Source organism: Thermoclostridium stercorarium subsp. stercorarium DSM 8532 (assembly GCF_000331995.1).
Lineage (GTDB): Bacteria > Bacillota > Clostridia > DSM-8532 > DSM-8532 > Thermoclostridium > Thermoclostridium stercorarium.
On the sequence record NC_020134.1, the window covers coordinates 2631315 to 2657095 of the forward strand.

The following is a 25781-nucleotide window of genomic DNA, read 5'->3' on the forward strand; positions in this document are numbered from 1 at the left end:
TAGGACATAATCCCAAATTTTTTCTACAATATTGTTTTATCCGTCTAAGGGCTGTCTGTTTTCTCACACCGCATTCCCGGTCATTTTCTGCGTAATTTATATTTCACCGCTTAATTGAAATACTAACAAACAAAAGAGGAATTGCACCTTAAGCAAATAAGAGGATGTTGTTTTTGATGGGCGTTGAGATAAAAACTTTCAGTCCTGCGTGTTTACCGCCAGCTCCTTATACTGAGAAGGCAAAATTGCAGGTTAATTTTTTCCGCAAACAGGGTATATAAATATTAACAATCCCGAGTGTAAATGATTACCGGTACAAAGGGGGGATTATTATAAACAGCGTTATGGAAATTACCGAAAAAGAGTTTGAAACTGCAGTACTGAGCTGTAATCTGCCCGCAGCGGCTATTTTTTACAGCGACGGTTGTCCCGCAATCAGTTCGGTAATGCCTGTTTTTGAAAATATATCCGCCATGTTTTCCGATAAAATGCGGTTTGTCAAGGTCAATAAGGATGCAAATCCCGGACTTGCAAGAAAATATAATGCAGAGCACGGTTCAACAATAGTGTTTTTCAGAGACGGGAAAAATTTCGGCAAAACCATTTCAGGCTACACCGATGAAACTGAATTAAAACGCGCTATCGAAGACGTCCTGTCCAATAAATGCGAATACCTTGAACGTGATAAAACCTCCTGCGATGTCTTGATTCTGGGCGGAGGCCCCGCAGGGCTTACCGCGGCAATATACGCAGCCCGTGCCAGACTTTACACCGTCATTGTTGATGAAAACACGGTCGGCGGCCAGGTCGCCACCACTTACCAGGTTGCCAACTATCCGGGAACAAACGGGGTTATCAGCGGCATTGACCTGGTTAACAATATGAAAAAACAGGCACTGGATTTCGGAGCCCGGATTGATGACTTGCAGGATATATTAAAAATCGACCTTACAGGGGAAATAAAAAAACTTAAAACCAAAAAGACGGATTATTACGCCCGCGCTGTTATAATAGCCACAGGAGCGACACCGCGTAAATTGGGAATTGAGGGCGAAGAAAAATTTACCGGGAAAGGTGTACACTACTGTGCAACCTGTGACGGCGCCCTTTATTATGATGCCAATGTGATAGTCGTAGGCGGCGGGGATGCGGCCGTCGAGGAAGCGGTATTCCTTACGCGGTTTGCCAAAAAGGTGACTGTCGTACACAGAAGGGATCACTTTACCGCTGTAAAATCGGCACAGGATGAGCTTTTTAAAAATCCTGCCATTGAGGTGTTGTTCAATACCGAAGTAAAGGCTATACATGGAACCGATTTTGTTACCGGGGTTACATTGTTTAACAATAAAACCAACAGCAGTTATGAGATGCCGATTGACGGAATTTTCATATATATCGGCAATGAACCGAAAAGCCAGATGTTTAAAGGCCTGCTCGAGACCGATGAGCGCGGCTACATTATGACCGACGAGAACATGCAAACATCGGTTAAAGGGGTTTTTGCCGCCGGTGACGTCAGGAAAAAGGAAGTTCGTCAGATTACAACCGCGGTCGGAGACGGTACGGTTGCCGCCATAATGGCCGGACGTTATCTGGCTGCGAATGGTAATTGACATAAATATACAGAATTTTGGCCAATATAAACTGAAAGGAGTGTTGATAAATGAAAGTTACTGTTTATTCCACGCCCACATGTCCGTACTGCGTAATGGCAAAAAATTATCTTGCGGAAAGAAATATACCTTTTGAAGATATCGATGTATCCGCTGATCCTGCGAAAGCAATGGAAATGATAAAGAAATCAGGCCAAAGGGGTGTGCCGGTTATAGATATCAACGGAAATATAGTAATCGGTTTTGACAGGGAAAGAATTGACGAGTTGCTTAATCAATAAGCGGCCGCGGATTCTTCCCTCCGGAGAGCTGTCTCAGCTATTGCTGAGGCAGCTCTTTTTTATGGTTCTCCGGCTATTGCCTGGCCTAATTTAAGTAAAATGAGTTCATATAAATTTACCGACAGATGTTTATGCTTGATTGTCTTCTTTTCAGGTTTGTGTCTGGAACAACTTTAAACCTTACTGTACTTTTTCACCTCATGTTTACACTCAAGTCGCTTTTTTCTCATTATTAATTGAAATGCAAATCCAAAAAATTTAAAGGGGTGTTATTATGGGTGGAATTGATTTTAGTAAGGGACAAAGTTATGACGGCACAATTATCGACGGAGGTTTCATCTATGCAAATGGACCGGAGAATATATGCAACAACTTAATAAACACAGACGCAAAGGGTAAATGCTATGTTGCAATTCCTCTTCAGAGTGGAAAAACCTATGAAGCAGAGTTTTATAAATGGAATTATTCCAGTAAAACAATCCGCATCGGTATTGGCATTAAAAACGACTCCACAACACAGCAGGGCTCAGTTACCATTTTAAAATCAGCAATAATGTCCGGATATGTAAATGAATCTAATCCAAGCCAGTATATCGGAGCAGACATGTGTCTTTCCTTTATGCAAAGCTCATTATCAACTAATGTTACAATACCTGTCGGAACTTCCGGAAACCCAACTCAAGGTTTTAAGGCTTTAATATCACAAGCTGTATCCGGTTGCAAAGTTATAAATGGGCGTGTAAGATTTAGAGTAAATTCAGGAAATTTGCTTAAATGTAAAATATTTTTTGTAGAAGATGGCTCTGACTGGGAAAAAAGAGCCGGTTTGACAAGTCTAATTAGCATTAATGATTTAAATCTCTATGATGAAGCTTTCGAGGTTCCAAAAACTTATTATGAACAAGGCGGTTCTACCGGGCTTTATAAATACATTCAAAGATATGGCCCGATAGGAACAGAGCCCCAAATATTTGCATTGGGTAATGGCGCAGGAAAAGTAGTAACGGATAAATACAATACCGATGAATTTGAGGAACCAGAATATACGCTACCATTTGAAAGAAAAGGAAATATGGCTAACTGGGGTATTGTGTACACATTTTACGGCACAAATCCCAATGCTAAAAAAGTTAAATTAACTCCGCTTGGTAAAAAGTTACCGGCGGTATATGTAGTTAAGGAAAATGGTATATGGAAAAAAGTAACCGCAACACAACTTTCGCCTGCAACCCTTACTTTAACGGGTGGGACAACATTCTGGTTCATTTTACCTGGAGGAAACGGCGGAGAAGTGAAGATTCAATACGTAGAATAATCTTATGAGTAAGTGGAAGCAAGAATTGAAAACCCATATATCAATTTATCTAATGTCAGAAAAGGGCTATCTAAGGTTGAGATAGCTCTTTTTATGTACAGCATTAATACCAACCAAATACAACTGTTGAAACAGAATTATATATAAAACCAAAGTTGTATTATTTCCTGGAGTTTTTTGAATGCAGTGCATATTTTAAATTAAAATTTATTTTGACATCTTTACCTGCAATTCTTTTATTTCAAAACATCAGCCATAAAAAATATAAAACTATTTTTACTTATTTGAGCGGAAATGGAATTACTTGCGAAATTATTCTGATTGCTATAATATAAATAGAGTTATATGAAGCCTGAAAGGAGATTTATGATGGATTTAAATGCTGCTGTAATACGAAGGATAGTTTTCCCCCTTATGCACATTGTAAAAGGTAACAACATTGCGGAATACTTAGTATCCTTGCAGCAGAGCCAGTATTTTTCAAAAGAAGAGCTTCATAACCTTCAGAAAGAAAAACTGAAAAAGCTGTTGCTTCATTGTGTTAAATATGTGCCCGCATATGAGCCGTATAAATATTTAATTCCCTTAATAAACGAAGATCCATTTGGTGCGTTATCCGAGTTTCCCATACTTACAAAACAACAGGTAAACAAACACATGAACGATCTGATTTACATCAATGCTGACAGAAGCAGGCTGATTCCCAACAGAACAGGCGGTTCCACAGGAGAACCTGTAAGGTTTTTTATTGACAGGCCCACTTCGGAATATTCCGAAGCCGCAAGGTGGCGCGGACTTTCGTGGTGGGACATAAACATCGGCGACAAGTGCCTTATGGTGTGGGGAAATCCTCTGGAATTAAACAAAAGGGAAAATCTCATATATAATATGAAAGAAAGGTTTTTGAAAAACATAATTTTTATTTCGGCCTTCAGCCTTAATCCCCAATCCATTGAGAAATATTCAAAAATGATAAATTTGCAAAAACCGAGGTATTTTTACGGTTATGCTTCGGCATTATACCTTTTGGCACAGTTAATGATGAAAAAAAATATAAAGTTAAAATACAAACTCACGGGCATAGTTTCCACGTCCGAAACACTTTATGATTTTCAGCGCGAGACCATTGAAAAGGTGTTTGACTGCCCGGTGATTAATGAATACGGTGCGAGAGACGCAGGTATAATAGCATATGAATGCCCCTGCGGAAAAATGCATCTTTCAGCTGAAAACATGATTGTTGAGATATTGGACATTGAAACCAAAAAAAGGGTTGGCTCCGGACAAACCGGCCTTGTTGTTGTAACAGACCTGAACAACTATTCAATGCCAAGGATAAGATATCTTCTCGGTGACGTTGCGGCGCTGTCGGAAGAGGACTGTAACTGCGGAAGGTCTCTTCCTGTTATTGAAAAAATCGAGGGCCGCGAAGATGATATATTTATATCCTTAAACGGAAATTATGTTCATGGTGTTTATTTTTGCAATCTTGCACGCAATTATTCAAGCATAAGGCAGTTCCAGGTCATACAAAAGACCAGAAGCGACATACTGCTGAAAATAATTAAAAGCGATAATTTCAACGAAAGCGAAATTCAGTCTTATATTAATGAAATACATAAAATAATGGGTCCCGTTAACATCAAGGTTGAATATACCGATATTATTGAACCTACCGCATCAGGCAAGATCAGATATTCAAAACGGGAATTCCCCATTAGCGTTTGACATAATTTTTTATTTGCATCATAATCATAATCACTGAATTGTTTTTATTTATAAGCTTTTTGCCATACTGTCTTGAGAAAAATTAAATTTAGAAAGCAACAGGTGATCGCTTGAATACGCATGAAGTAAAAAAAACAATGGTTAAAGATACACTGCTGTATCTTCCGGCAAGAATAATAGAAGGCTTAATCGGCCTTATTACGATAACGCTATATACCAGTTTCTTCGCACCTGAGGTATACGGTTATTACGGCCTTATAACCACTACAATAAATATTTCCTCTTTTTTGCTGCTGGGATGGCTGATCCAGTCGGTTTACCGGTATGTAAACTCCTACGACACCGACAAAAGGCGTACTCTTTTTTATTCCACGTCCTTTACGCTGTGGTTGTCCGCAAACGTACTGGTTGTGGTTGTGGTGGGCATTGGCTTACTTCTTACCGGGAGGACAAGGGAAGATTATATTAATGAATTACTTCTCCTCAGCCTTTTCATGTTTGTCACATACAATACCAGTCAGGTCCTTATATCTGTTTTGTCGGCAACCCGGAAAACCAAGCTTCTTCTTTTTCTTTCCATTTTTTCGGTTTCAATGAAGCTTCTGCTCACCGTTTTCCTGGTTCATACGTATCAGAACAATGACTATACTCCCGCTTCCGCCGTTATAAGCAATATAGCTGTGGATTTTATAGTAATAGCGGTAATCGTGTTCAGAATAAAAATATACAAATATTTTACCCTTAAATATTTTTCCAAAAGAATCCTGAAAAAATTTATGGCATACAGTCTTCCCCTTGTTGGGGTAAATATTACAATGAGTATTCTGAACCTCTCGGACAGATATGTAATTACACCGTTACTGGGCACCGAACAGATGGGAATATACCATGCCAACTACACCATTTCCTCAACGGTTTTCAATCTCATCCTTGTTGCCGTAATGCGCGGTGTTTACCCGTCAATACTGAAAAACTGGCGTCAGAACAACAAGGAACAGACCGAATATTTTCTTTCTCAGGCAGTGAGGTATTATTTGCTGGTATCCACACCCGCCCTTACCGGACTGTGTATTTTATCGAGCACCGTTTCAAAACTTTTTCTTGATGCCGCATATTTTGAAAACGGTTTTGTAATAATATGGGTTGCAATAGGAATGTTCCTGTACGGCCTTGCCGAATACAGCAACAAAGCCTGGGAACTTACTTCAAACACAAAACCCCTTTTCTACAATACGGTAATAAGTGCTGTATTAAATGTGGTCCTTAATATTGTTTTTGTTAAAATATACGGTTACAGGGCTGCGGCAGTGAATACCGCGCTGGCTTACCTTGTATATTTGGCCCTTTCCCTCTCCAGAAGCAGAAAAATATTGAAAATCACATTCAACCCGTCAAGTATGGCACGCATTGTCCTTAGTTGCGTTATAATGGGGCTGGTTGTATGGACCGAAATCCGTTTTATGCAAATTTCCGTTATAACCCTTGCTTTATCCGTAATAACAGGGTGTGTTGTGTATTTTGCATGCCTGACTGTAACGGGTGAATTAAAGACTGAAATGAGCTATCTGATGAATTGGATAAAGAGCATGAAAAAACAGTGATATTGGAATGCGTAAAAACGGAATGAGGAGTTGTTCTATGAAAGTATTGCATTTAATTGGCGGCGGAGACGAGGGCGGCGCAAAAAGCCATGTTCTGTCCCTCGTTCAGCAGCTTGGGAACCATATAAGCGTAAAGCTTATAAGCCTGCGTCCCGGTCCTTTCGCCGAGGACGCAAAAAAAATGGGTATTGACGTGGAAGTAATACACACAGGGAATATTTTTAAGGATATCAGTCTGGTGAGAAAAATCATTGAAAACGGCAGGTATGATATCCTCCATACCCATGGCGCAAAAGCAAATATGATTGGCGTTTTTATGAAAAAACAGACCAAAATCCCGGTGGTTTCCACAATACATAGTGATTACCGGCTGGATTACCTGAACAGTATATGGAAAATGTATACATTCGGTCTTATAAACACGGTATCGCTGAGGTTTCTGGACTATTATGTCGCCGTTTCGAATAATTTCAGGGAAATGCTGATAAAAAGAGGTTTTCCGCCCCAGCGAATTTATACGGTTTATAACGGTATTCCTTTTGACAAACCCGTAGACATAATGCCTCCCGAGGATTTTGCGAAAAAATACGGTTTTCCTATACAGCCCGGAGACATTTTTATAGGGATTCTTGCAAGACTCGACCCTGTTAAGGGACATACAGTTTTTCTTGACGCAGCGGCCAAAGTTGCGAAAAAATGCCCACAAGCCAGATTTTTAATCGGAGGTCCGGGCGACGATTTGAGGCCTTCCCTTGAAAAAAGGGCAAGCCGGCTTGGAATTTCCGACAAAGTTTTCTTTCTCGGCAAGGTAACCGAGCCCTACTCGTTTTTTAACCTTATAGATATAAACGTGTTGGCGTCCTACAGCGAAAGTTTCCCTTACGTTATACTTGAGGGTGCAAGGATGAAAAAAGCAACTGTCTCAAGCCGTGTCGGCGGCCTTGAAGATTTGTTTGTGCAGGGCGAAAACGGCTATCTTTTCACTCCGGGCGACAGCGATGCTCTTGCCGATTACCTTATCGAGCTTATATGTGATGAGGAGAAAAGACGCCGTTTTGGGGAAAATATTTACAAATCGGCCAGCGAGAGGTTTTCGTTAAAAGCTATGACCGAAACCCAACTGAGTATTTACAGCCGAATAATGAAGCAGGTGAAAAAATCGAAGTCGGACCGGAAGAAATATGATATTGCAATACTGGGTTATTACGGGTACCGTAACAGCGGCGATGATGCAATACTGAAATCGATAATCGGGCAGCTTAAGCAAAAAAACGAAGAATTGTCCATTGTGGTTCTGTCAAACGACCCCCATGAAACCCGCACTCTTTACAAGGTCCAGGCCGTGCATCGTTTTAATCCGTTCAGCGTCCCGGCCGTTTTATCCAAAACCCGGCTTTTCATTGCCGGCGGCGGAACGCTTATTCAGGACGGTACAAGCAGCAGATCGCTGTGGTATTATCTTTTCGTCCTGCACCTTGCGAAAAGCAAAGGGGCCCGGACCGTGCTGCTTGCAAACGGGCTGGGGCCGCTCACGGGTAAAGGCAACAGAAAAGTCGCAGCCAGGATACTTAACAGGATGGATGCAATCACGCTGCGTGATTCCAACGCTTACGATGAACTGATATCACTGAACGTAACAAAGCCTGTTATCAAGATCACCGCAGATCCCGCTTTAATTCTGACATCATGCGATCTTTCAGCAGGGGCCAGGATTCTGCGAAAAGAAGGCATTCCTGCCGACAGGAAACTTGTGGCATTGTGCGTCAGAAAATGGAAGAAAGTTAAAAACGCCGTTCAGATTCTCGCATCTGTAGCTGACAGAATAGTAACCGACTTCGGTGCCACGCCCGTATTTATCTCCATGCAGCACCCTGACGATTTGCGTTTTTCGGAAAAGGTCCTTAAACAGATGAAACAGAAAGGATATATTCTCTCGCAGAGGTATACGGTGGATGAAACCCTTTCAGTAATGGGAAACATGAGCCTGGTTATCGGCATGCGCCTGCATTCGCTGATATATGCCGCGAACCTGAACATCCCCATGGTCGGCCTTGCCTATGAACAAAAAGTGGGCTCTTTCATGGAATCAATAAATCAGCCGTATGTAGACTGGAATGAAAATTTCAGCATGGACGAGTTGTTAGCCAAATTAAGCGACGTATGGGAAAACCCGGACAGGATAAAAAGGGAGCTGGAGGAAATCAAGCCGCAGCTTGAGAAAATGGTAATTGATTCGGTGGATCTCACCCTTTCCTTCCTGCCTGCCGATCCGAAATAGCCAAATCCTCTTTCCTGGTTACATTATTCTGTCCGTACGCGAGGAACATAATTATTCCTGCAAACATCCAGAAGTACGACGACAGAAGGGGTATTTCCAGCATATTCTCGGTAAGGTTATACAAAATTACACATACAAGCCCTGCCAGAATGCCCATTGCCCAGTCTTTCTGTTCCTGATCGGCGATTTTCGATAAAGCCCTGTAGCAGTGTATAAAGGTATTGTATAACAGCACAATAAGCGCAATAAGACCGACCAGTCCCATTTCCACCGCGGTTTTTATGTAATAGTTGTCCATTGAGAAGGTATTGTTAAGTTTATGGCTCAGAGCCACCGAACCGCCAAATTGGCCAAGCCCCATTCCAAACAGCGGATATTGCTTCCAAAGCTCAAAGCCCTTTATCGCCCGGTAAATTCTTCCGCCGCTGCTGCTGCTCGCATAATAGGCCGGCGAAAAAAGGTACAATATCCTGTTTGCCACCGAAGGCATGAATATGACCGACAGGATAAACAGCGCCAGCATACATAAAAGCATCGGAACAATGAATTTTCTGTTTTTCATCCACACATAAAACAGCATGGCGCAGAAACAGAAAATCCATCCGCTTCTGGACAGCGTGAACAGAAGGGCAAAGCCCATGCAGGCCGTAACAATTCCGTAATATATCTTCCTTGTTCTGTTCCTTTCTGCAAATAACATCCCCACCGACACGGGTATGAGCAAAGAAAGGTAACCGGCCAGCATATTGGGAGACGTAAATATCGAAAAGGCACGGGTACGAACCTTTCCTTCGGCCTGATCCACCCAGCTTGACGGTATTTCAACCCCTACAATAAACTGATAGATTCCGTACAGAGCAACAAACAAAGCCGTCAACAGTACAATATTTATAATTCTTTTTGCACCCTTCGGGGTTTTCAGAAGTTGGGTTACAACGAAAAACCAAAACATATACTGAATTACAACCCTCAAACCTTCAACACCGATGGCAAAATCCGGAGCTGCAATAAACAGCAGCGCAACCGATACCAGCATGAAAAGTACAATGGACAAATCCAGCGGCGTTGAGCGGTAAGGCGTCTGGCCTCTGAAAGCGAACCACTTGTAGAACCATATCCCGAAGCATAAAAGCAGAGCAACCTCATCCCATATGCTTGATATCAAAGGATGACCTATCAAAGTTCTGAGTACAAATTCAAACACTGTAAACAAAGCCACGATTATCGTTGCTTTTTCGTAATCGGCAAAAAACATTATTGCGGCAGTACCGCAAACCAAAACCGCCGTAACGGGCAACATTCCCAGATATGATGACAGAATTCCCAATACAAATATCACTGAAAAAAGAACGGTCCAATACCATCTTTTCATTTAACTACACCTTATTCCAATACAAGTAGATATAATTTGTAAAACCAGCTCTCCCTGAAATATTTCTTTAATTTTTCCCGGTCAGCAAATAAAACCGCTGCAGCGAAAAACATAAGGGACAAAAATACCACATCCCGTATCCGCAGCCTGTTAAAAAGCAGTCTCCCCACAAAATATCCCATGCCGAATACGGGTGCTGCAAGCGGAAAAATCCTTTCCTTTGAAGCTCTCGCAACAAACCTGAACAAACCGCACAGCAGACTTCCGTCCGACCATTTACACAACAGCCCGGACATTCCCAAAACCAACCGGTCAAGCCAACTGTACAGCCTGTTAAAGCCTTTCCTGATAAAAGCAGCAGAACGGGCAATAAACGAATACCGGTAAAAATACCTGCATCTTCCGACAGCACGGAAAAATCCGGCAGTGCGGCTGTTTCTGCAGCACATTGCAAAGGCTGCGAAGAACTTTCTTGTCCCGCTGTGCCCGTAGTATGAAAACAGTTTTTTAAGTATACCGTATATAACGCTTCCTTCCAAAACCCACATTGTTACTGCTCCTGTTTAACAACGCTGGTAATAACGCCCGGAATTTCCACGTACTGAGTTTTCAACACCAGTTCCTTGCCCACAGTTGCATGTAACTGACCAATCCATAACATCGGATCGTCAGGTTTGCTGTTTACCTTGACGGTAACATAAATGTCCTTTTTCTCAGGATGAGTGGAAACCGTTATGGTTCCGTCATCAAGCATAACATCTATTTTCGCAGGTTCAACGCTGACATCGGTGATAACCACATCGGTAAAACCGTTGGCATAGTAAAGCCTGTCACCGACATGCAGGTAATCGGCAATGCTTCCGTCAAGTTCAGGACACTTTATCGTAACATAATATGATTCAACGGGACCCGTATCCGTTTCACTCTGCCTTGAGACAAGCCAAATTCCCCCTGCGACAATAACTACCAGCACAACCAGCACAAACAGGTCAATAATATTGATAATGCCAAATAACCTTCCTTTTTCGTCCAAAACCTTCATTTTTAAGTTCCCGCTCCTTTAAAATATAGTTGTAATTCCGGATAATAAAGTGAAAAAAATGTATTTTATTTAAATTTTAACATAAACCGTCAAATATGTCTGCAAGTTTTTTTGTCAGTTTCCTTCTCTCATACTGGGCTATCTTCTCCCTGTCGGGGTTGAAAAACTCAACCCCATTTTTCCAGTAGTCATATAACATTTTAAAATTTCCGGCGGTGGTTTCAATATCATCACAGTCGGCCACAAAACCCGTTCTTGTTTCATTAATCAGCTGCGCTGCCGCCCCGTTGACAGGCACCGTTGCAAGGATTGGCTTTCCGGTGTTTATATATTCCATAAGTTTTCCTGTGTATATCGCCTCTGTTCCCTTCCCAAGCAGTAACAGCACGGCATCAGACTGCATAAGGCTGGCCACGCTTTCCTTATGCGGCTTATACGGAAGTATCTCAACCGCCTCGTGTATATTGTGCGCTTTTGCCAGCCTGTACAGCTCATCGGTTTTCAGGCGCCCGATAAAACGCAGCCTGATTTCGGAAAGATCCACAAGCTTCTCGCGGACAAGTTTTTCCACGGCCGCGAAAACCGTTTTCGGGCTGGTGTTTCCGTAAATAAGCCCGGTATACGTCAAAGTGAACCTATCATTCCCCGTTCCAGGCTCAATTCCTTCGAAATCCTCACGGTCAAATCCGTTGGGTATCACATGGAATTTATGTTCAAGATCGGGATTGTCCCTTACCGAGTTATTCCTCATGACAGGAGTATTCATTATAATTGCGTCTGAAAGCTCAAACACCTTTCTCTCAAGCCGCTTTTCCATCTTTATTCTGTATGGCCGGTAATTGTACGCTTTAATAAAGGCATTATTCGTCCATTCATCCCTGAAATCCGAAACCCACGGAATATCAGGGCAGGTCTGTTTCAGTTTCATTGCCAGCAAATGTGTGCTGAAAGGCTGAGAAGTGGAGTAAATAAGATCAACTTTTTCTTCTTTAATTATTTCCATAGCCTTTTTGTATGAGAATACCTCCCACAGCCTTTCTCCGTCGGGTATCAGAATCCTCCGCCTAATATATTTGCCTGCAAGGTTTAACGGAAAGGGCCATTCCGAAAAATCCCATGCCGCAGTACGGTATATTTTTGTATTTGCAGGAATATCGTTCAATAAAGTATTATCCTTAAGCTGTGCCCGTTTTGCGTCACGGGTCAGCACAATCCCTTCCCAACCATACATGGGCAGGTATTTAACAAATTTTACGGTACGCTGAACGCCCGACCCGCCAATGGGCGGAAACTGGTGAGCTATCATTAAAACTTTTTTCATACGTTTCAACCCTAATTTTATAATAAACGGTTAATTTCTGCTTTATATTATCATTTTTATGGCCTAAAATCAAATCTTTTAGTCAATTAACGGTTTGCTTGTCCTTTTCTCTGTCCCTGCCGCGTATTCCCCGGTATTCTGCTAAAATTTTACACATTTTATTATATTTTTGCCCGCCCTTTTCTTAATGCAATAAAAAAACCCGCGGAAACAATTCAACCCGTCCGCGGGCAACTTTTTTATGTACCTCTACTGAATATTCACAGGCTCTGTTTTCGCCAGTTTCATAAACAGGAAAGGCACAGGGACAACAAATATGCTCAATATCGTATATACAACGGCATTTTCGGGCACATACTGCCTGTAAAGGTTGTAAAGGCTTAAAAGAATTAAGGCGAAATATGCCAGCGTAATAATCAGTCCCAGAACAGGAATGCCGTTAAACAACAGATATGCCAGCATGGCGACGGGCAAAACGATTTCAAGAGCCGGAATTTCAAAATTGCTTATTCTAACTGACTTTACCATTTTTCCGATGACGTACATCTGCGCAATCGGAATCCATGCGAGCCACGGCATTTCCATATTCCTTTTCTGGGCCAGGCGGTACAGCGTAAATGCAAAAAATACGTAAAAGGCGACTGCAACAATTGCCATGAAAACTGCACCCACTATTGCCAAAGTTACAAAATATCCAAACCCGCCTACGGTCACAACAACACCTCCTAAAAAATACAATAATTTCCTTTAAGTATATACTATTTATATTTTATTATCAATACCATTAAGTATGTTCTTCAAATATATCTCATTTTTTTCATCAAACTTTTCAATTCATAACAAATGATGAAACGACAGAAGACGTAATTAGAGCATCAAAAAAAGATTTGACGACTCTCCGGTATTAAATAAATCAATCCCTCTTTGAACAGCTTTTTGATTCTCAAAACATGTTTTAACTTTTACTGTAAAACATTATTTTTGTCAATATATAGTTTCCATTTTTAATTAAATAATAACTATTAAAAAGGCAAACTGCTCACAAATCACTGATAAATTTATCAGTGTAAATAATCAATACAAATGTTTTAATATATGTTGACCATATTCTCCAAACCCAGGACTTAAGGTTGCGATTTTTAATACTGCTGTGTTATAATGAATTGCTATGGGCAAAAAGGACTTTCTTTTGCTGACTTTTGGCACGGAACTAATTTAACATTTCTCACAGGAGAGGATGAAGTCAATGAAGAAAACTTCGTACGATATCGTCGTGATAGGCTGCGGTACTGCCGGTATTTTTGCAGGATATGAGCTTAATAAGCTCCTGCCTGATGTAGATATCCTCATGCTTGAACAGGGTAATGACATATATCACAGGAATTGTCCGATAGTAAATAAAAGGGTACCTTCATGCATCCATTGCAAAAGCTGCGATATAATGAACGGATTCGGCGGAGCCGGGGCATTTTCGGACGGTAAATACAACTTTACCACCAAGTTCGGCGGATGGCTTACCGATTACCTTGATGAAGACTATATAATGGAACTTATTGAATACGTGGATGACATTAATGTCAGCTTTGGTGCAACCACTGTAAGATATTCCACCGAAAGTGAAGAAGCGAAAAAAATATCAAAACTTGCTCTTGGTTATGATCTCCATCTTCTTTCCGCTTCGGTGAAGCACCTCGGTACAGAGAACAATCGCCAGATCTTGCAGAGGATATACGATTACCTGACCGGACGGGTTGAAATTGTCTGCAATACGCCCGTGGAATCCATAAAAGATACCGACGGCGGTTATTTACTGAATTTAAAGAACGGACAGACTGTCACATGCAAATACCTGATTGTGGCCCCGGGACGTTCAGGAGCCGAATGGTTTGCATCCCAGTGCCGAAAACTGGGGCTGAAGCTTATAAACAACCAGGTGGACATAGGCGTCAGAGTAGAGCTTCCGGCAAAGGTGTTTGAACATATTACCGACGTTGTTTATGAAGCCAAGTTCCTTTACAGAACAAAGCAGTACGGAGACGTCGTAAGAACTTTCTGCATGAATCCGTACGGCTATGTTGTAAGCGAAAACGTGGACGGGATTATAACCGTTAACGGCCACAGCTACACCGACAAATCTTTAAGAAGTCAGAATACCAATTTCGCGCTGCTTGTAAGCAACCGTTTTACACAGCCGTTTAACGAACCGTACCAGTACGGAAAGGCCATTGCCTCACTGTCAAACATGCTGGGCGGAGGCGTGCTGGTTCAGCGTTTCGGCGATCTGATCCAGGGTAAGAGAACAAATGAGCACAGGCTCGGGCAAAGCTTTACAAGGCCGACGTTAAAGGCAACCCCGGGCGATTTGAGTCTGGTTCTCACAAAAAGGCACCTGGATAACATAATTGAAATGATTCACGTACTTGACAACATTGCTCCGGGAACCGCAAATTACGACACCCTCCTTTATGGCGTGGAAGTTAAGTTCTACAGCGCCCGCCTTGAATTGACCAATGAATTTGAAACCAAACTGGAAGGTTTCTTCGCCATCGGTGACGGGGCGGGAATTACCCGCGGGCTGTCACAGGCCGCAGCCAGTGGTGTTCATGTGGCACGGGCCATTGCGAAACGCCTGAGTAAATAACCTGTAATTTTGTTGTAATAATAATGTCATTTTTATGTAATATTTACAATTGCGGGTTATGTTATATTTTTAGTAAATGTTCATATAGATATAAAGAGATATAAATTTTAATTTATGGAAATCGTTAATAACAGGAGAGATGCAATGTGAAGCCGGGAGAGAAAATAAAGCTTCTCGATCGTGAGGCCATATTTCTGCTGGAAAGAAATCATGAAGTTCTTGTTCAGACCGAACGCAATATAGTGAAATGGGTGGATAAAAAATTAATCGATAAAATTGACGAAAATCAGAATTAAAATATACAAGGCAGGGTTTTAACCCTGCCTTAAATGTTCAGTTCCGGGTAATTCGTTTTATCACTTTTAGTCTGGTGAATTCCTCCCTGTCTTTCTCTTCCAAAGCGTCCTGTATGTCTTTTGAAATTTTTTCGTACCTTGGAATGAGTATATTTTTCAGTGCGTTGGCTCTTTTTTTTGTGCGCTTTATATTAACCGCAAGCCTGTAGATAGCGTTTTCCACCTCTGCATACTCGACGGTTAAATGCTTCACTTCTTCAAAACGCCTTCTTGCTATATCAAGCGCGGTATTTGTCTTTAAAAAACCATAGGCTGGCTTTAATTCATACGGCGCAATGTCCACTGTGGGTATTTCCACGCCCATTACGCTTCTGAGCTTGATTTTTACCGTTTGTTCCTCCGGAACGGAATACCCCAGTTGCTCAACCTCGGATATCCCCAGAGTAATATTGGCTATTCGGAGGGCTTCATAAGCCTCCCGGTAAGTATCCTGGATCTTTTTCTGGATCGTCCCCGCCCGTTCTATAAGTCCCATCATTTCCCTGACCAGTATGTTTTGTTTTCTGTCAAGGAGCTCATACCCCTGCTTTGAAAGGGCCAGAACGGACTTTGCCCTGATCAGGTTTCCTTTTGTGGGGAAAAAGGTCATGTCCACGGTCTTACAACCCCCTTGTCACTTTTAGCGGGGACATAATATTTTTTCAGAATTTCATCGGATACCCTGTCGAGTTCCTCTTTGGGCAGCAGTCCTAAAAGAACCCAGCCCAAATCCAGTGTTTCAGTAATATCCCTGTCATCCTCGAAATCCTGGGAAATAAACTCGTTCTCAAAGGCGCGTCCAAACTCCATGTACTTTTTGTCAATATCCGACAATTCATCCTCACCGATTACCGAAGCCAGCGCCCTTACCTCCTGTACCTTTGCATATGCCGAAAACAACTGGTTGGCAAGTTCGGGATGGTCTTCACGGGTAAATCCCTTACCTATTCCGTCCTTCATCAGTCTGGAAAGCGACGGCAAAACCGATATAGGTGGGTAAATGCCTTTCTGGCTCAGGCCTCTGTCCAGAACGATCTGGCCTTCCGTAATGTATCCGGTAAGGTCAGGAATGGGATGTGTTATGTCATCATTGGGCATCGTAAGTATTGGTATCTGCGTAATGGAACCTTCCCTGTCCTTAAGCATCCCTGCCCGTTCATAAATGGAGGCAAGGTCACTGTACAAATAACCGGGATAACCCTTTCGGGACGGAATTTCACCCTTTGACGACGATATTTCACGAAGTGCTTCGGCATAAGACGTCATGTCGGTAAGTATAACAAGGACATGCATATTGTGCTCAAATGCCAGATACTCCGCAGCTGTCAGCCCTGCCCTCGGAGCAATTATTCTCTCCACGACCGGATCGTTTGCCAAGTTCAGAAACATAACCACCCGGTTCATAACGCCGCTTTTTTCAAAGCTTCGCCTGAAATATTCGGCCACATCATGCTTAACACCCATTGCCACAAATACTATTGCAAAATTATCGCTGTTTCCGTCCGTGATTTTGGCCTGTTTCACTATCTGCACTGCCAGCTGGTTATGAGGTATTCCCTCTGCGGAAAAAATAGGCAGTTTCTGACCGCGTATAAGCGTAGCCAGTCCGTCAATCGCCGAAATCCCGGTCTGGATGAAATTTCGCGGGTATTTTCTTGACACGGGGTTGATGGGAGCGCCGTTTACATCCCTTTTCTGTTCGGGATATATCTCCCCGAACCCGTCTATCGGCTGACCGATACCGTTCAGGGTCCGTCCCAGGATTTCCTTTGAAAGAGGTATTTTCAATGGTTCGCCGGTAAGCTTTGTAACCGTGTTTGTAAGCGACAGACCGTCGGTACCTTCAAAAACCTGGACCACGCATATGTTGCCATACATCTCAATAATTCTTCCAAGCCTTCTGTTATTGCCAACCTTTATTTCCACCACTTCTTCATAGGAAGCACCCTTAACCCCCTGCAGAACCACAAGGGGTCCGTTAATTTCCTTAAGTCCCACATATTCCACACTCATAACAGGCTCTTCCTTTCCTGGGTCCCATAATCATCGCTGATTTTATTCAGCACCTCATATATTTTCCCGACCAGCTTTTCAAAACCTTCCGAATCATCATTGCCAATCGCATATTTCATCCTTATGACCTCATCAAAAATGCCCGTTTTCCGTATGACCGAAACGGGAATATTCCTTTCCACAAGCTTTTTGCACTCGTTGTAAAGTATCAGTATTGTGTCCATCATGTAATACTGTTTTTTGACGGGCACATAGGTGTCAACCTCATGGTACGCGTTCTGCTGCAGAAAGCCCTGGCGTATAACTTTCGATACTTCCAAAATCAGCTTCTGCTCATCAGGGAGAATATCACTGCCGATTAATTTTACAATTTCAAGCAGTTTGTTTTCCTCCTGCAGCAGCCTCAAAAGCTCGGCACGCTTTATGTCGAAAGTGCTGTCGGCGTTTTCCCGGTACCATTTTTTCATATCTTCATAGTATTCACTGTAGCTGTTAACCCAGTTAATCGCTGGATAATGCCTTGCATATGCAAGCTGTTTGTCCAGCGCCCAGAAGCATCTGATAAACCTTTTCGTATTCTGCGTAACCGGCTCGGAAAAATCATTCCCCTGGGGCGATACAGCACCTATTATCGTAATTGAACCCACCGTACCGTTCATATTCTCCACTCTGCCGGCCCGTTCATAAAACTGTGACAATCTTGATGGCAGATATGCCGGGAATCCTTCTTCGGCAGGCATTTCCTCAAGTCTTCCTGAAATCTCCCTCAAAGCCTCGGCCCATCTTGACGTGGAATCCGCCATAACCGCAACGTCATAACCCATGTCACGGTAATATTCTGCCAGAGTAATTCCGGTGTAAATTGACGCCTCACGTGCCGCAACCGGCATATTGGACGTATTCGCAATCAACACTGTGCGGTTCATCAGTGGCTTTCCTGTACGCGGGTCCACAAGTTTCGGGAAATCCTCCAGAACTTCGGTTATTTCGTTACCCCTTTCACCGCAGCCGATGTAAACAATAATATCCGCATCGGACCATTTTGCCAGCTGGTGCTGGGTCATCGTTTTTCCCGTTCCGAATCCTCCAGGAATCGCCGCAGCACCGCCCTTTGCCACGGGGAACAATGTGTCAATGACCCGTTGCCCCGTTATCAGCGGCTCATTAAGCTCCTTTCTTTTCTTATACGGCCTTGGGACACGCACCGGCCATTCCTGCAACATTGTAAGCTCTTTTTCGGTACCGTCCTCGGTTTTTATTTTCATAATTGTATCGGTAATCGTATACTCACCGTCAGGTGCGACATAAACAACTTCCCCCCGTATGTCGGGAGGAACCATGACAAAATGCACCACTGCATCGGTTTCCTGAACCTTCGCCACTTTTGTGCCCGCTTCCGCGAAATCGCCTTTTTTAACAAGAAATTCGGCTTTCCATTTTCTTGTCAGGTCAAGCTGTGAAACCGACATTCCTCTCTGAATGAAAGGCCCCGATGCTTTTTCAGCTTCCACCAAAGGTCTTTGTATTCCGTCAAAAATATTCCCGATTATCCCCGGCCCTAACATAACACTTAGGGGTCTGCCCGTGGATATTACGGGTTCGCCGGTTTTAAGCCCGGTTGTATTTTCATATACTTGAACAATGGTTTCATTCTCATTAATGCCGATCACTTCACCGATAAGTTTCTCAAATCCCACAAGGACGGTCTCATGCATTTTGAAACCATTGTTTCCCATGACCCGGATTACCGGGCCGTTGATACCGTAAATTGTTCCCTGTACTGTGACCATTTAATATCACCTGTTAACTCTAACTTATCAATTAGAAAAAATCCCGCTTCATCATGAAAAAAATCAGGCAGCCGGAATAAAAATTCCGGCTTCCGGCCTGTTTATACAGCTGATTTATACTGCGTTCACAACTCGACATTCAACCCTGAAAACTCCAAAAAGGCTTTCCGTTGTTCTTCCAGGCGGCTTTTGAAGGAATAATCGGCCAAAAGGCCGCTGCTTTCATTAATGGCAATACATCCGCCCAAAAGCTTTTTATCGCTTTTTGTTATTTCAATTTCCCGTTTAAATTGTGCCGCTATTTCCGACGCCGTTGTGAAATCCTCGTCATCGACGATAAGGCGTACCTTTCCTTCTCCTATCTCAGCCAATGCCTTTTCCATGAACCGCCTCAGCGTATCGGAGTAATCCTGCGTTTTACGGTAAATTTCCAGCTTTTTCATCACCCGTTCAAAAACCCTGTCTGTGATTTCATTCCTTTTGCCGTACAATGTTTTCTTAGCCTCAAGAAGTTTTCCGGAATATACGCTGTTGCTTTCATTTTCTATTTTGGCAAGAGCCTCATGGATTCTCCGGTAAGCCTCTTTAAGAAACTCTATTTCCTGCTCCTGCAGTTTTTCTTTCTTTTCCCTCTCGGCGTCTTTCAGAACGGCATCGGATTTGCTTGAAGCTTCCTTAAGCACCATTTCGGTAAAACCGTTCAGTTTTTCATTTATTTTTTCCATATCCATACTTATTACCTCAAATCTTAAGGCCAATGGCTTCACGGATATATTTTGTTATTTTGTCCGTGTCCCTCATTGTTCCATGCCTGTCTGGAATTTCAACAATAAGCGGATAATCCCGGCGGAGTTTTATGTTCATAACCTCTTCATAAACCAAATCCATTAATTTTTCAGTCAACAGTATAATGCCGATATCCCTGTCATTGAGCGCATTTGTCAATGCGCTCATCACTTCCTCCCGTTTATGGGCAACCACACCTTCAATTCCCGCCAGTCTCAGGCCGGTTTTGGTATCATTATTGTCGCTTATAAGAAACATTTTCATGGTGTTTCTACCTTCCTGCTGAATAAATCGGCATTAACTGTTCAAAATCAGTATTGTAACAATCAGTCCGTAAATAGCAATACCTTCGGCAAGACCTACAAATATCAGCGTCTTACCCAAAAGACCGGAATCTTCGCTTATTGCACCCAAAGCTGCCGATCCGGTTGAAGCAACCGCAATTCCTGCACCTATACATGCAAGGCCGGTGGAAAGAGCGGCAGCAATATAGCGAAGTCCTTCTCCGTTGCCGCCCGCCGCGTCTTCAGGTGCAGCATTGGCGGAAATTGGCATTAAAAGGATTGTTGCAACAATCAGAAGGCCAAAGAGAGCGGTAATGTTTATACCCATAAGTCTTCTCGCATTCTTCCCCTTCAGCCCTCTTTTAATACACACAATTCCCAGTATTATCATTCCAAGAACAAGCAAGATTGAAACAGCCAATATATAAATCATACAAGCTCCTCCAAACCTTTCCAGAATATATGACTCAAAATATCAGAACCGGATTAACCGGCAATTTGCTTATTATACAGTTTTAATCTTTCACAGACACGTATGGTCTTGAATTCTCGGCCCGTTCCCGAGAAAAATCTGCTGAAAAGCTCGTAGTATTCAAGCCTCAGTCCCTGTATTGCAACTATCAAGCCTTCAAGGCCGATAATCAGTATATTTCCAATAATCAAAACCACAATGCCGCCAATTCTGCCGACCATACCATACAACGTCCATATCGCCAGCGCAAGCCCGGCATGGCTAAGGGCAAACGCTCCAACTCTCACAAAGGATACGGTATTGCTTAAAAATCCAAGCACCGCCTCAAACACTTCAAAAAAGCTCTCAACCAGGCTTCCGCCTTCCCTATTGCCGCTTTCATGCCTGAAAAGCAGCCTTTCCAGCTTTTCCTTAAACAGCATCAGAAGCAACGGCACAATCACAATTAAGGCAATGACGGGAAAAGACAGTGAAAGATTCCCTTTTAACAAAGCCGACAGTACAATCCCCAATACCCCGCCATAGAAAACAAGCCCGGCAACTCCGTTCTTGTCAAAAAGCAAACGTCCGTAATCTTTCGCCTTAATACTGTTTATGATGTTAATCATAATAGCGGTAATCACCATGACAATGCCAAAGCCTATCGCCACAACAAGAAGCTGGCTTATATTCTCCATCGGCGGTTTCCATAACGGACTGATTAAATGCTCATATCCGAAAACACTGCCATACAGGAACCCGAAAACCACCGATGATACACCCACGCATCCAAGGATCCAGCCCAACGGCGACTTTTTCTTTCTGTACATGAATATTCCCGCCAGTGCAAGTATGGCTCCCTGCCCGACATCTCCAAACATTGCGCCGAACATGAGAATATATGTTAACGCAACAAAGGGAGTGGGATCTATCTCGTTGTGGGCGGGTATTCCGTACATTTTCACAAGAGCTTCAAACGGCTTGAAAAATTTATTGTTTTTCAGAATCGTAGGCGGTTTTATCCCTTTTACTTCTTCAGGCTCTTCAACGGTTATTACAATATCCTTCTGCCCTTTCAGATCTTCTGTCAGTTCCCGGTAAGAATTTTCGGTAATCCATCCGGTGAGGAGAAAGGTTTCCTTCACATATGCCGCGTATTTTTTAACGTTCGCAGCCTGGTTCAGGTAGAAAAACCTGCTGTAGAGCTTCCGGAATTCCTCCCCGTTCTCACTGACCAATTTCTGAAAATCACTCTCCAGCCTGCCAATTTCTTCCTCAAGCCTCTTTATATCCTGTTCAATCTTAACAATTGCGTCACGGGGATGTCCTTTTACTTTTCCCGAAATTCTGATCCGCTCGAAAAATAGGGATGACATTACGTTATCTATACGCTCCGCAACCGCAGCAGGCATGAGATAACAAATCCACACATCGTTTTCATCGCTTGAAAAGGGTATAACGATAACATCAAGGCTTTCAACAATCAGATCCAGTTTTTTGAAACTTTCCTTGGGAAGTTTTCCAAAACGTATCTTGATATATTCAAGATTAAACAACTGCTCCAGCTCAACCTCAAGATCCTTAATCGGCAGCAACTGTCTCAGAATTTGCCGGTTTTCAGCAATCTCAGCTTTGTTTCTTTCAATCTTTTCCCTGATTTCAGCAAGACGTGCCTCAATCTCTTTTGCGTAGGATATGGTTTTTTCAACATCCGCCGGCGCTTTTACCATATCCATAATTTCACTTTCACAGCATTCATATGGCTGCACCTTCATGAACCTGTTAATGCTTTCAAGGGCTTTAAAAGCCGACTCATAACTGTTGTCCTCGACAAAAGGTTTCAGCCCTTTCACCGATTCGGTAAAACTCAAAGCATGAACCGGCTGCATATCCTTATTCATGATGTGTTTGACTATAAACTCATCAAACCCCTGAATGGGGCCGACAATACTGACAAATTTCATGCGTTCTGTGGCCATAAACTCACTTCCCCACCATATTGTGAACAATTTGGCAATACCCCTTATAGGTATAGCATGTTTTCACTGTCCGTGGCAAATACAATGTCCGGTTTACACCATTCTTTTATGTTTAATAAATAAAAATTACATTCCCACAATAAATGATCGTATGGTTTCCACCGGCATTCCATATCTTATGCCCTCAATTATTGATACTATGTTTGAAATTTCATATTCCTTCAGATAAAGGTACGAAATTGCGCTTGCTATGGAAAAACCGTAATTTCTCAGCATTCTCCGGTGAAAATCATACATATACTCCGAAAATTTAAGGTCATAAAAGCGGCTGTCCTCAGACAGAAACAATTCTGAATATCTTGATTGGGCTGTTATCTGCATAAACGCGTCCTTATCCGTTGCATCCACAAGCTCATAGATTAAATCCATGGGCAATCTGTACCTGTGGGGAATAAGGTAACTCAGTACAATGCTTCTGTCCATGTTATATATAATTCTTCCCCTGTATATCCAGAGAAGGTTCAATATATCAATTTCTGTTCCAAGGGAGCGTGTGACCGTTTCTGCGTCCAGTCCGGATAGAAGGGTTTTCTTTTTTGAAAAAACCATATTGACGTAATACAGATCCAGTGACATTTCAATCATGAAAAGGTTATCTCCGTCTTTCTCATTCAGGAACGGGCGCAAAACGTCGTAATAAGGGGTACCCTTAAGTTCATTTATCAGTTCCCTGATATTCTGTACCGTAGCCAGTTTGGCTATATGCAACGGATCATAGTTTTTCAGAAAAATCAACGATTCTTCCGCCGTGCTGGTTGTTCCTTTCGTTTCGAGAACCCTCAACAGCCGCTTCAAGCTGTCTATTTCGTGCCGGAGATATATTACCTTTAAAAAATCCCGTATTTTTCCATGAGTAAAACAAAACAGCTTATCGTAATCATTCATCAGGCTCTTTCTCAGAATTTTTTCAAACTGGCCTCTGTGGATTTCGCCTTCATTAACATCGGTAAGAATATTCCCGTAATAGGTGTTGTGTTTTAAATAATAAACCACATCACCCACACTTTTTTGCTTCAGAAGCTCATTATAATCTTCCCGCTTCAGAAGCTTCCCATACATTGCTCTTGTTTTTGCCATAAGAGCATCATAGTCGCCCATTGCCACTTTGAATCATTCCCTTACCACGCTCAGAAAAATTCTTTCCACCCATTCATCAGCATTCTGAATATATTTTTCCTCCATTGCAGTCAGTTTTTCAGCCACCGCTGAATTGATATCCTTTACTTTTTCATCCACGTCTTTTCTGTTTTGGGAAACAAGCTGCTCTATCTTTTCATCTGCCATTTGTCTTATCTGATTTCTCATGGACTCAATTTCCCGAACGGTATCCTGCCGTAATCTTTCCCTTTCCTTCGCGGCTTCACTGAACAGTTCCTTTGCTCTGTTATCAATCTCGATAATCCGTCTGAAAATTTCATTCACGATAACTCACCTCTCCATTGTAAAATGATATTTTAGCACTTCATTTTTAGCAGTGCAAGGCGGTCAATTGTTACCAATTTAACTTTTATTAACCTTTATGGATTGTGCGTATTGCCAAAAGATAAAATTTTAAAACAGGCGCTTGTATTTTTATGCAATATTGTGTATAATTATACTCAGTACTAATGATATTATGACAAATTCCTTTTAGAGGTGCGCCATGGAACTTGATGAAATCATACAAAAGGATAAAAAATATTACATGAATACTTTTGGAAACAGAATTCCGGTATGTTTCACCCATGGAAAAGGCATCTATCTTTATGATAACGACGGCAATGAATACCGTGACTTTTTTGCAGGAATTGCCGTATGTGCGTTAGGGCATTCACATCCCGCACTGGTTAATGCAATATGCGATCAGGCTAAAAAACTTATACACTGTTCAAATTTGTATTACATAGAGCAACAGGCCAGGCTTGCAGAACTGATTGTTGAAAATTCATGCGCGGATCGGGTTTTCTTTGCCAACAGCGGTGCCGAAGCCAATGAAGGCGCCATTAAGCTTGCCCGTCTGTATTTCAGGAAAAAGGGCATGCCTGACAAATATGAAATTGTTACGTTGTATAATTCATTTCACGGCAGGACTCTTGCAACACTTGCCGCAACAGGTCAGGAAAAATATCAGAAGCCCTTTGCTCCGCTTACCCCGAAATTTTCCCATGTGCCCATAAACGATGTGCAGGCTTTGGAAAAGGCCATAAATGAAAACACATGCGCGGTAATGCTCGAACCAGTTCAGGGTGAAGGCGGCGTTCATCCCGCCACTGCCGAATACATGAATGCCGTACGTAAAATTTGCGACGAAAAGGGAATTCTGTTAATATTCGACGAGGTTCAATGCGGTTTGGGGAGGACGGGAAAACTTTTTGCATATCAGCATTATGGTGTCGAACCCGATATATTTACACTTGCAAAAGCTCTTGCAGGAGGTTTTCCGATAGGCGCACTGTGTGCAAAAGAACATGTCGCTTCAGCTTTTGAGCCCGGTGAGCACGGTTCCACTTTCGGCGGGAATCCTCTTGCCTGCAGTGCCGGTCTTGCGGTTCTTTCCACAATCATAAATGAAAAGTTGAGCGACAACGCCGCTGAAGTTGGAAATTACTTTTTTGAAAAAATGGACAGTCTAAAAAATAAATTCCCCATTATCAGCGAAGTACGCGGTAAAGGCCTGATGATAGGCATAGAATTTGCGAAACCCGTTGCAAAACAGGTAAACATGAAACTGTTTGAACGGAGATACCTTTTAGGCACAAGCGGTGAAAATGTCCTGAGAATTCTGCCGCCTCTGATTGTTACAAAAGAAGACATGGATGGACTAATAAACGTTCTGGCGGAGGTTCTTCAGGATATTAATTAAGGGTGACAGGCGCTCCTTCCCTCCTGTCCCCCTCTTTATTTTTTTACGG

General features: G+C 42.4%; 23 protein-coding genes. 9 read left to right on the forward strand and 14 right to left on the reverse strand.

Annotation, left to right across the window (positions count from 1 at the left end):
* Positions 1 to 344: 344 nt before the first annotated feature.
* The 6 genes from trxB to csaB all read left to right on the forward strand — a co-directional run bounded on the left by trxB (position 345) and on the right by csaB (position 8816).
* Positions 345 to 1613, forward strand: coding sequence for a thioredoxin-disulfide reductase (trxB, locus tag CST_RS11395; protein ID WP_015360076.1), 1269 nt, complete (start codon positions 345 to 347; stop codon positions 1611 to 1613).
* 50 nt (positions 1614 to 1663) lie between these two features.
* Entirely contained in the window at positions 1664 to 1894 is a 231-nt protein-coding gene (locus CST_RS11400) for a glutaredoxin family protein (RefSeq protein WP_015360077.1), read from the forward strand.
* A 274-nt stretch (positions 1895 to 2168) separates the two neighbouring features.
* Entirely contained in the window at positions 2169 to 3209 is a 1041-nt protein-coding gene (locus CST_RS11405) for a hypothetical protein (protein WP_015360078.1), read from the forward strand.
* Positions 3210 to 3554: 345 nt separating this feature from the next.
* A complete protein-coding gene (locus CST_RS11410; RefSeq protein ID WP_201763977.1) occupies positions 3555 to 4937 on the forward strand; it encodes a phenylacetate--CoA ligase family protein in 1383 nt (460 codons plus the stop codon).
* Positions 4938 to 5074: 137 nt separating this feature from the next.
* Positions 5075 to 6538, forward strand: coding sequence for a lipopolysaccharide biosynthesis protein (locus CST_RS11415; protein WP_242823555.1), 1464 nt, complete (start codon positions 5075 to 5077; stop codon positions 6536 to 6538).
* 37 nt (positions 6539 to 6575) lie between these two features.
* On the forward strand, positions 6576 to 8816 hold the full coding sequence (gene csaB, locus CST_RS11420; protein ID WP_015360081.1) for a polysaccharide pyruvyl transferase CsaB: 2241 nt from the start codon (positions 6576 to 6578) through the stop codon (positions 8814 to 8816).
* On the opposite strand, the gene CST_RS11425 is transcribed toward csaB, so the two are convergent.
* The 5 genes from CST_RS11425 to CST_RS11445 all read right to left on the reverse strand — a co-directional run bounded on the left by CST_RS11425 (position 8782) and on the right by CST_RS11445 (position 13265).
* Positions 8782 to 10188 carry an O-antigen ligase family protein gene (locus tag CST_RS11425; RefSeq protein WP_015360082.1) on the reverse strand — a complete coding sequence of 469 codons (1407 nt, stop codon included), beginning with the start codon at positions 10186 to 10188 and terminating at the stop codon, positions 8782 to 8784. The genes csaB and CST_RS11425 overlap by 35 nt on opposite strands.
* Positions 10189 to 10199: 11 nt before the next feature.
* A complete protein-coding gene (locus tag CST_RS11430; protein ID WP_015360083.1) occupies positions 10200 to 10736 on the reverse strand; it encodes a hypothetical protein in 537 nt (178 codons plus the stop codon).
* A 2-nt stretch (positions 10737 to 10738) separates the two neighbouring features.
* The gene (locus CST_RS11435; protein WP_015360084.1) at positions 10739 to 11230 is read right to left on the reverse strand and encodes a DUF4330 domain-containing protein; all 492 of its coding nucleotides are present in this window, start codon (positions 11228 to 11230) and stop codon (positions 10739 to 10741) included.
* Between the two features lie 76 nt (positions 11231 to 11306).
* Positions 11307 to 12551 (reverse strand): glycosyltransferase family 4 protein, encoded by a 1245-nt coding sequence (locus tag CST_RS11440; protein ID WP_015360085.1) that lies wholly within the window; start codon positions 12549 to 12551, stop codon positions 11307 to 11309.
* 249 nt (positions 12552 to 12800) lie between these two features.
* Entirely contained in the window at positions 12801 to 13265 is a 465-nt protein-coding gene (locus CST_RS11445) for a hypothetical protein (RefSeq protein ID WP_015485143.1), read from the reverse strand.
* Positions 13266 to 13797: 532 nt separating this feature from the next.
* On the opposite strand from CST_RS11445, the gene CST_RS11450 reads away from it, so the two are divergent.
* Positions 13798 to 15192, forward strand: a complete 1395-nt coding sequence (locus CST_RS11450) for an NAD(P)/FAD-dependent oxidoreductase (RefSeq protein ID WP_015360087.1) — start codon at positions 13798 to 13800, stop codon at positions 15190 to 15192.
* A gap of 146 nt (positions 15193 to 15338) precedes the next feature.
* Entirely contained in the window at positions 15339 to 15488 is a 150-nt protein-coding gene (locus CST_RS13590; RefSeq protein ID WP_015360088.1) for a hypothetical protein, read from the forward strand.
* A gap of 37 nt (positions 15489 to 15525) precedes the next feature.
* On the opposite strand, the gene CST_RS11455 is transcribed toward CST_RS13590, so the two are convergent.
* From CST_RS11455 to CST_RS11495, 9 genes are all read right to left on the reverse strand, one after another.
* Positions 15526 to 16143: a V-type ATP synthase subunit D gene (locus CST_RS11455; RefSeq protein WP_015360089.1), complete on the reverse strand. Its 618-nt coding sequence runs from the start codon at positions 16141 to 16143 to the stop codon at positions 15526 to 15528.
* A complete protein-coding gene (locus CST_RS11460) occupies positions 16134 to 17540 on the reverse strand; it encodes a V-type ATP synthase subunit B (RefSeq protein WP_015360090.1) in 1407 nt (468 codons plus the stop codon). Before CST_RS11460 ends, CST_RS11455 begins: the two co-directional genes overlap by 10 nt.
* The gene (locus CST_RS11465; protein ID WP_015360091.1) at positions 17537 to 19330 is read right to left on the reverse strand and encodes a V-type ATP synthase subunit A; all 1794 of its coding nucleotides are present in this window, start codon (positions 19328 to 19330) and stop codon (positions 17537 to 17539) included. The genes CST_RS11460 and CST_RS11465 overlap by 4 nt, the downstream gene beginning before the upstream one ends.
* 125 nt (positions 19331 to 19455) lie before the next feature.
* A complete protein-coding gene (locus tag CST_RS11470) occupies positions 19456 to 20061 on the reverse strand; it encodes a V-type ATP synthase subunit E (RefSeq protein WP_015360092.1) in 606 nt (201 codons plus the stop codon).
* 10 nt (positions 20062 to 20071) lie between these two features.
* Positions 20072 to 20380: a V-type ATP synthase subunit F gene (locus CST_RS11475; protein WP_015360093.1), complete on the reverse strand. Its 309-nt coding sequence runs from the start codon at positions 20378 to 20380 to the stop codon at positions 20072 to 20074.
* Between the two features lie 33 nt (positions 20381 to 20413).
* Entirely contained in the window at positions 20414 to 20833 is a 420-nt protein-coding gene (locus CST_RS11480; RefSeq protein ID WP_015360094.1) for an ATP synthase subunit C, read from the reverse strand.
* A 53-nt stretch (positions 20834 to 20886) separates the two neighbouring features.
* Positions 20887 to 22860 (reverse strand): V-type ATP synthase subunit I, encoded by a 1974-nt coding sequence (locus CST_RS11485; protein ID WP_015360095.1) that lies wholly within the window; start codon positions 22858 to 22860, stop codon positions 20887 to 20889.
* 96 nt (positions 22861 to 22956) lie between these two features.
* Entirely contained in the window at positions 22957 to 23988 is a 1032-nt protein-coding gene (locus CST_RS11490; protein WP_237266400.1) for a V-type ATPase subunit, read from the reverse strand.
* Between the two features lie 12 nt (positions 23989 to 24000).
* Entirely contained in the window at positions 24001 to 24312 is a 312-nt protein-coding gene (locus CST_RS11495; protein WP_015360097.1) for a hypothetical protein, read from the reverse strand.
* A gap of 220 nt (positions 24313 to 24532) precedes the next feature.
* Here CST_RS11495 and CST_RS11500 point away from each other — a divergent pair, with 220 nt between their 5' ends.
* Positions 24533 to 25732 (forward strand): acetylornithine transaminase, encoded by a 1200-nt coding sequence (locus tag CST_RS11500; protein WP_015360098.1) that lies wholly within the window; start codon positions 24533 to 24535, stop codon positions 25730 to 25732.
* The last annotated feature ends 49 nt before the right edge of the window (positions 25733 to 25781 follow it).

Excerpts from the sequence above, each read along its gene's own strand:
- trxB (WP_015360076.1), top strand. The coding sequence starts at position 345 with ATGGAAATTACCGAAAAAGAGTTTGAAACTGCAGTACTGAGCTGTAAT.
- CST_RS11400 (WP_015360077.1), top strand. The coding sequence starts at position 1,664 with ATGAAAGTTACTGTTTATTCCACGCCCACATGTCCGTACTGCGTAATG.
- CST_RS11405 (WP_015360078.1), top strand. The coding sequence starts at position 2,169 with ATGGGTGGAATTGATTTTAGTAAGGGACAAAGTTATGACGGCACAATT.
- CST_RS11410 (WP_201763977.1), top strand. The coding sequence starts at position 3,555 with ATGAAGCCTGAAAGGAGATTTATGATGGATTTAAATGCTGCTGTAATA.
- CST_RS11415 (WP_242823555.1), top strand. The coding sequence starts at position 5,075 with ATGGTTAAAGATACACTGCTGTATCTTCCGGCAAGAATAATAGAAGGC.
- csaB (WP_015360081.1), top strand. The coding sequence starts at position 6,576 with ATGAAAGTATTGCATTTAATTGGCGGCGGAGACGAGGGCGGCGCAAAA.
- CST_RS11425 (WP_015360082.1), bottom strand. The coding sequence starts at position 10,188 with ATGAAAAGATGGTATTGGACCGTTCTTTTTTCAGTGATATTTGTATTG.
- CST_RS11430 (WP_015360083.1), bottom strand. The coding sequence starts at position 10,736 with ATGTGGGTTTTGGAAGGAAGCGTTATATACGGTATACTTAAAAAACTG.
- CST_RS11435 (WP_015360084.1), bottom strand. The coding sequence starts at position 11,230 with ATGAAGGTTTTGGACGAAAAAGGAAGGTTATTTGGCATTATCAATATT.
- CST_RS11440 (WP_015360085.1), bottom strand. The coding sequence starts at position 12,551 with ATGAAAAAAGTTTTAATGATAGCTCACCAGTTTCCGCCCATTGGCGGG.
- CST_RS11450 (WP_015360087.1), top strand. The coding sequence starts at position 13,798 with ATGAAGAAAACTTCGTACGATATCGTCGTGATAGGCTGCGGTACTGCC.
- CST_RS11460 (WP_015360090.1), bottom strand. The coding sequence starts at position 17,540 with ATGAGTGTGGAATATGTGGGACTTAAGGAAATTAACGGACCCCTTGTG.
- CST_RS11465 (WP_015360091.1), bottom strand. The coding sequence starts at position 19,330 with ATGGTCACAGTACAGGGAACAATTTACGGTATCAACGGCCCGGTAATC.
- CST_RS11470 (WP_015360092.1), bottom strand. The coding sequence starts at position 20,061 with ATGGATATGGAAAAAATAAATGAAAAACTGAACGGTTTTACCGAAATG.
- CST_RS11475 (WP_015360093.1), bottom strand. The coding sequence starts at position 20,380 with ATGAAAATGTTTCTTATAAGCGACAATAATGATACCAAAACCGGCCTG.
- CST_RS11480 (WP_015360094.1), bottom strand. The coding sequence starts at position 20,833 with ATGATTTATATATTGGCTGTTTCAATCTTGCTTGTTCTTGGAATGATA.
- CST_RS11490 (WP_237266400.1), bottom strand. The coding sequence starts at position 23,988 with ATGGGCGACTATGATGCTCTTATGGCAAAAACAAGAGCAATGTATGGG.
- CST_RS11500 (WP_015360098.1), top strand. The coding sequence starts at position 24,533 with ATGGAACTTGATGAAATCATACAAAAGGATAAAAAATATTACATGAAT.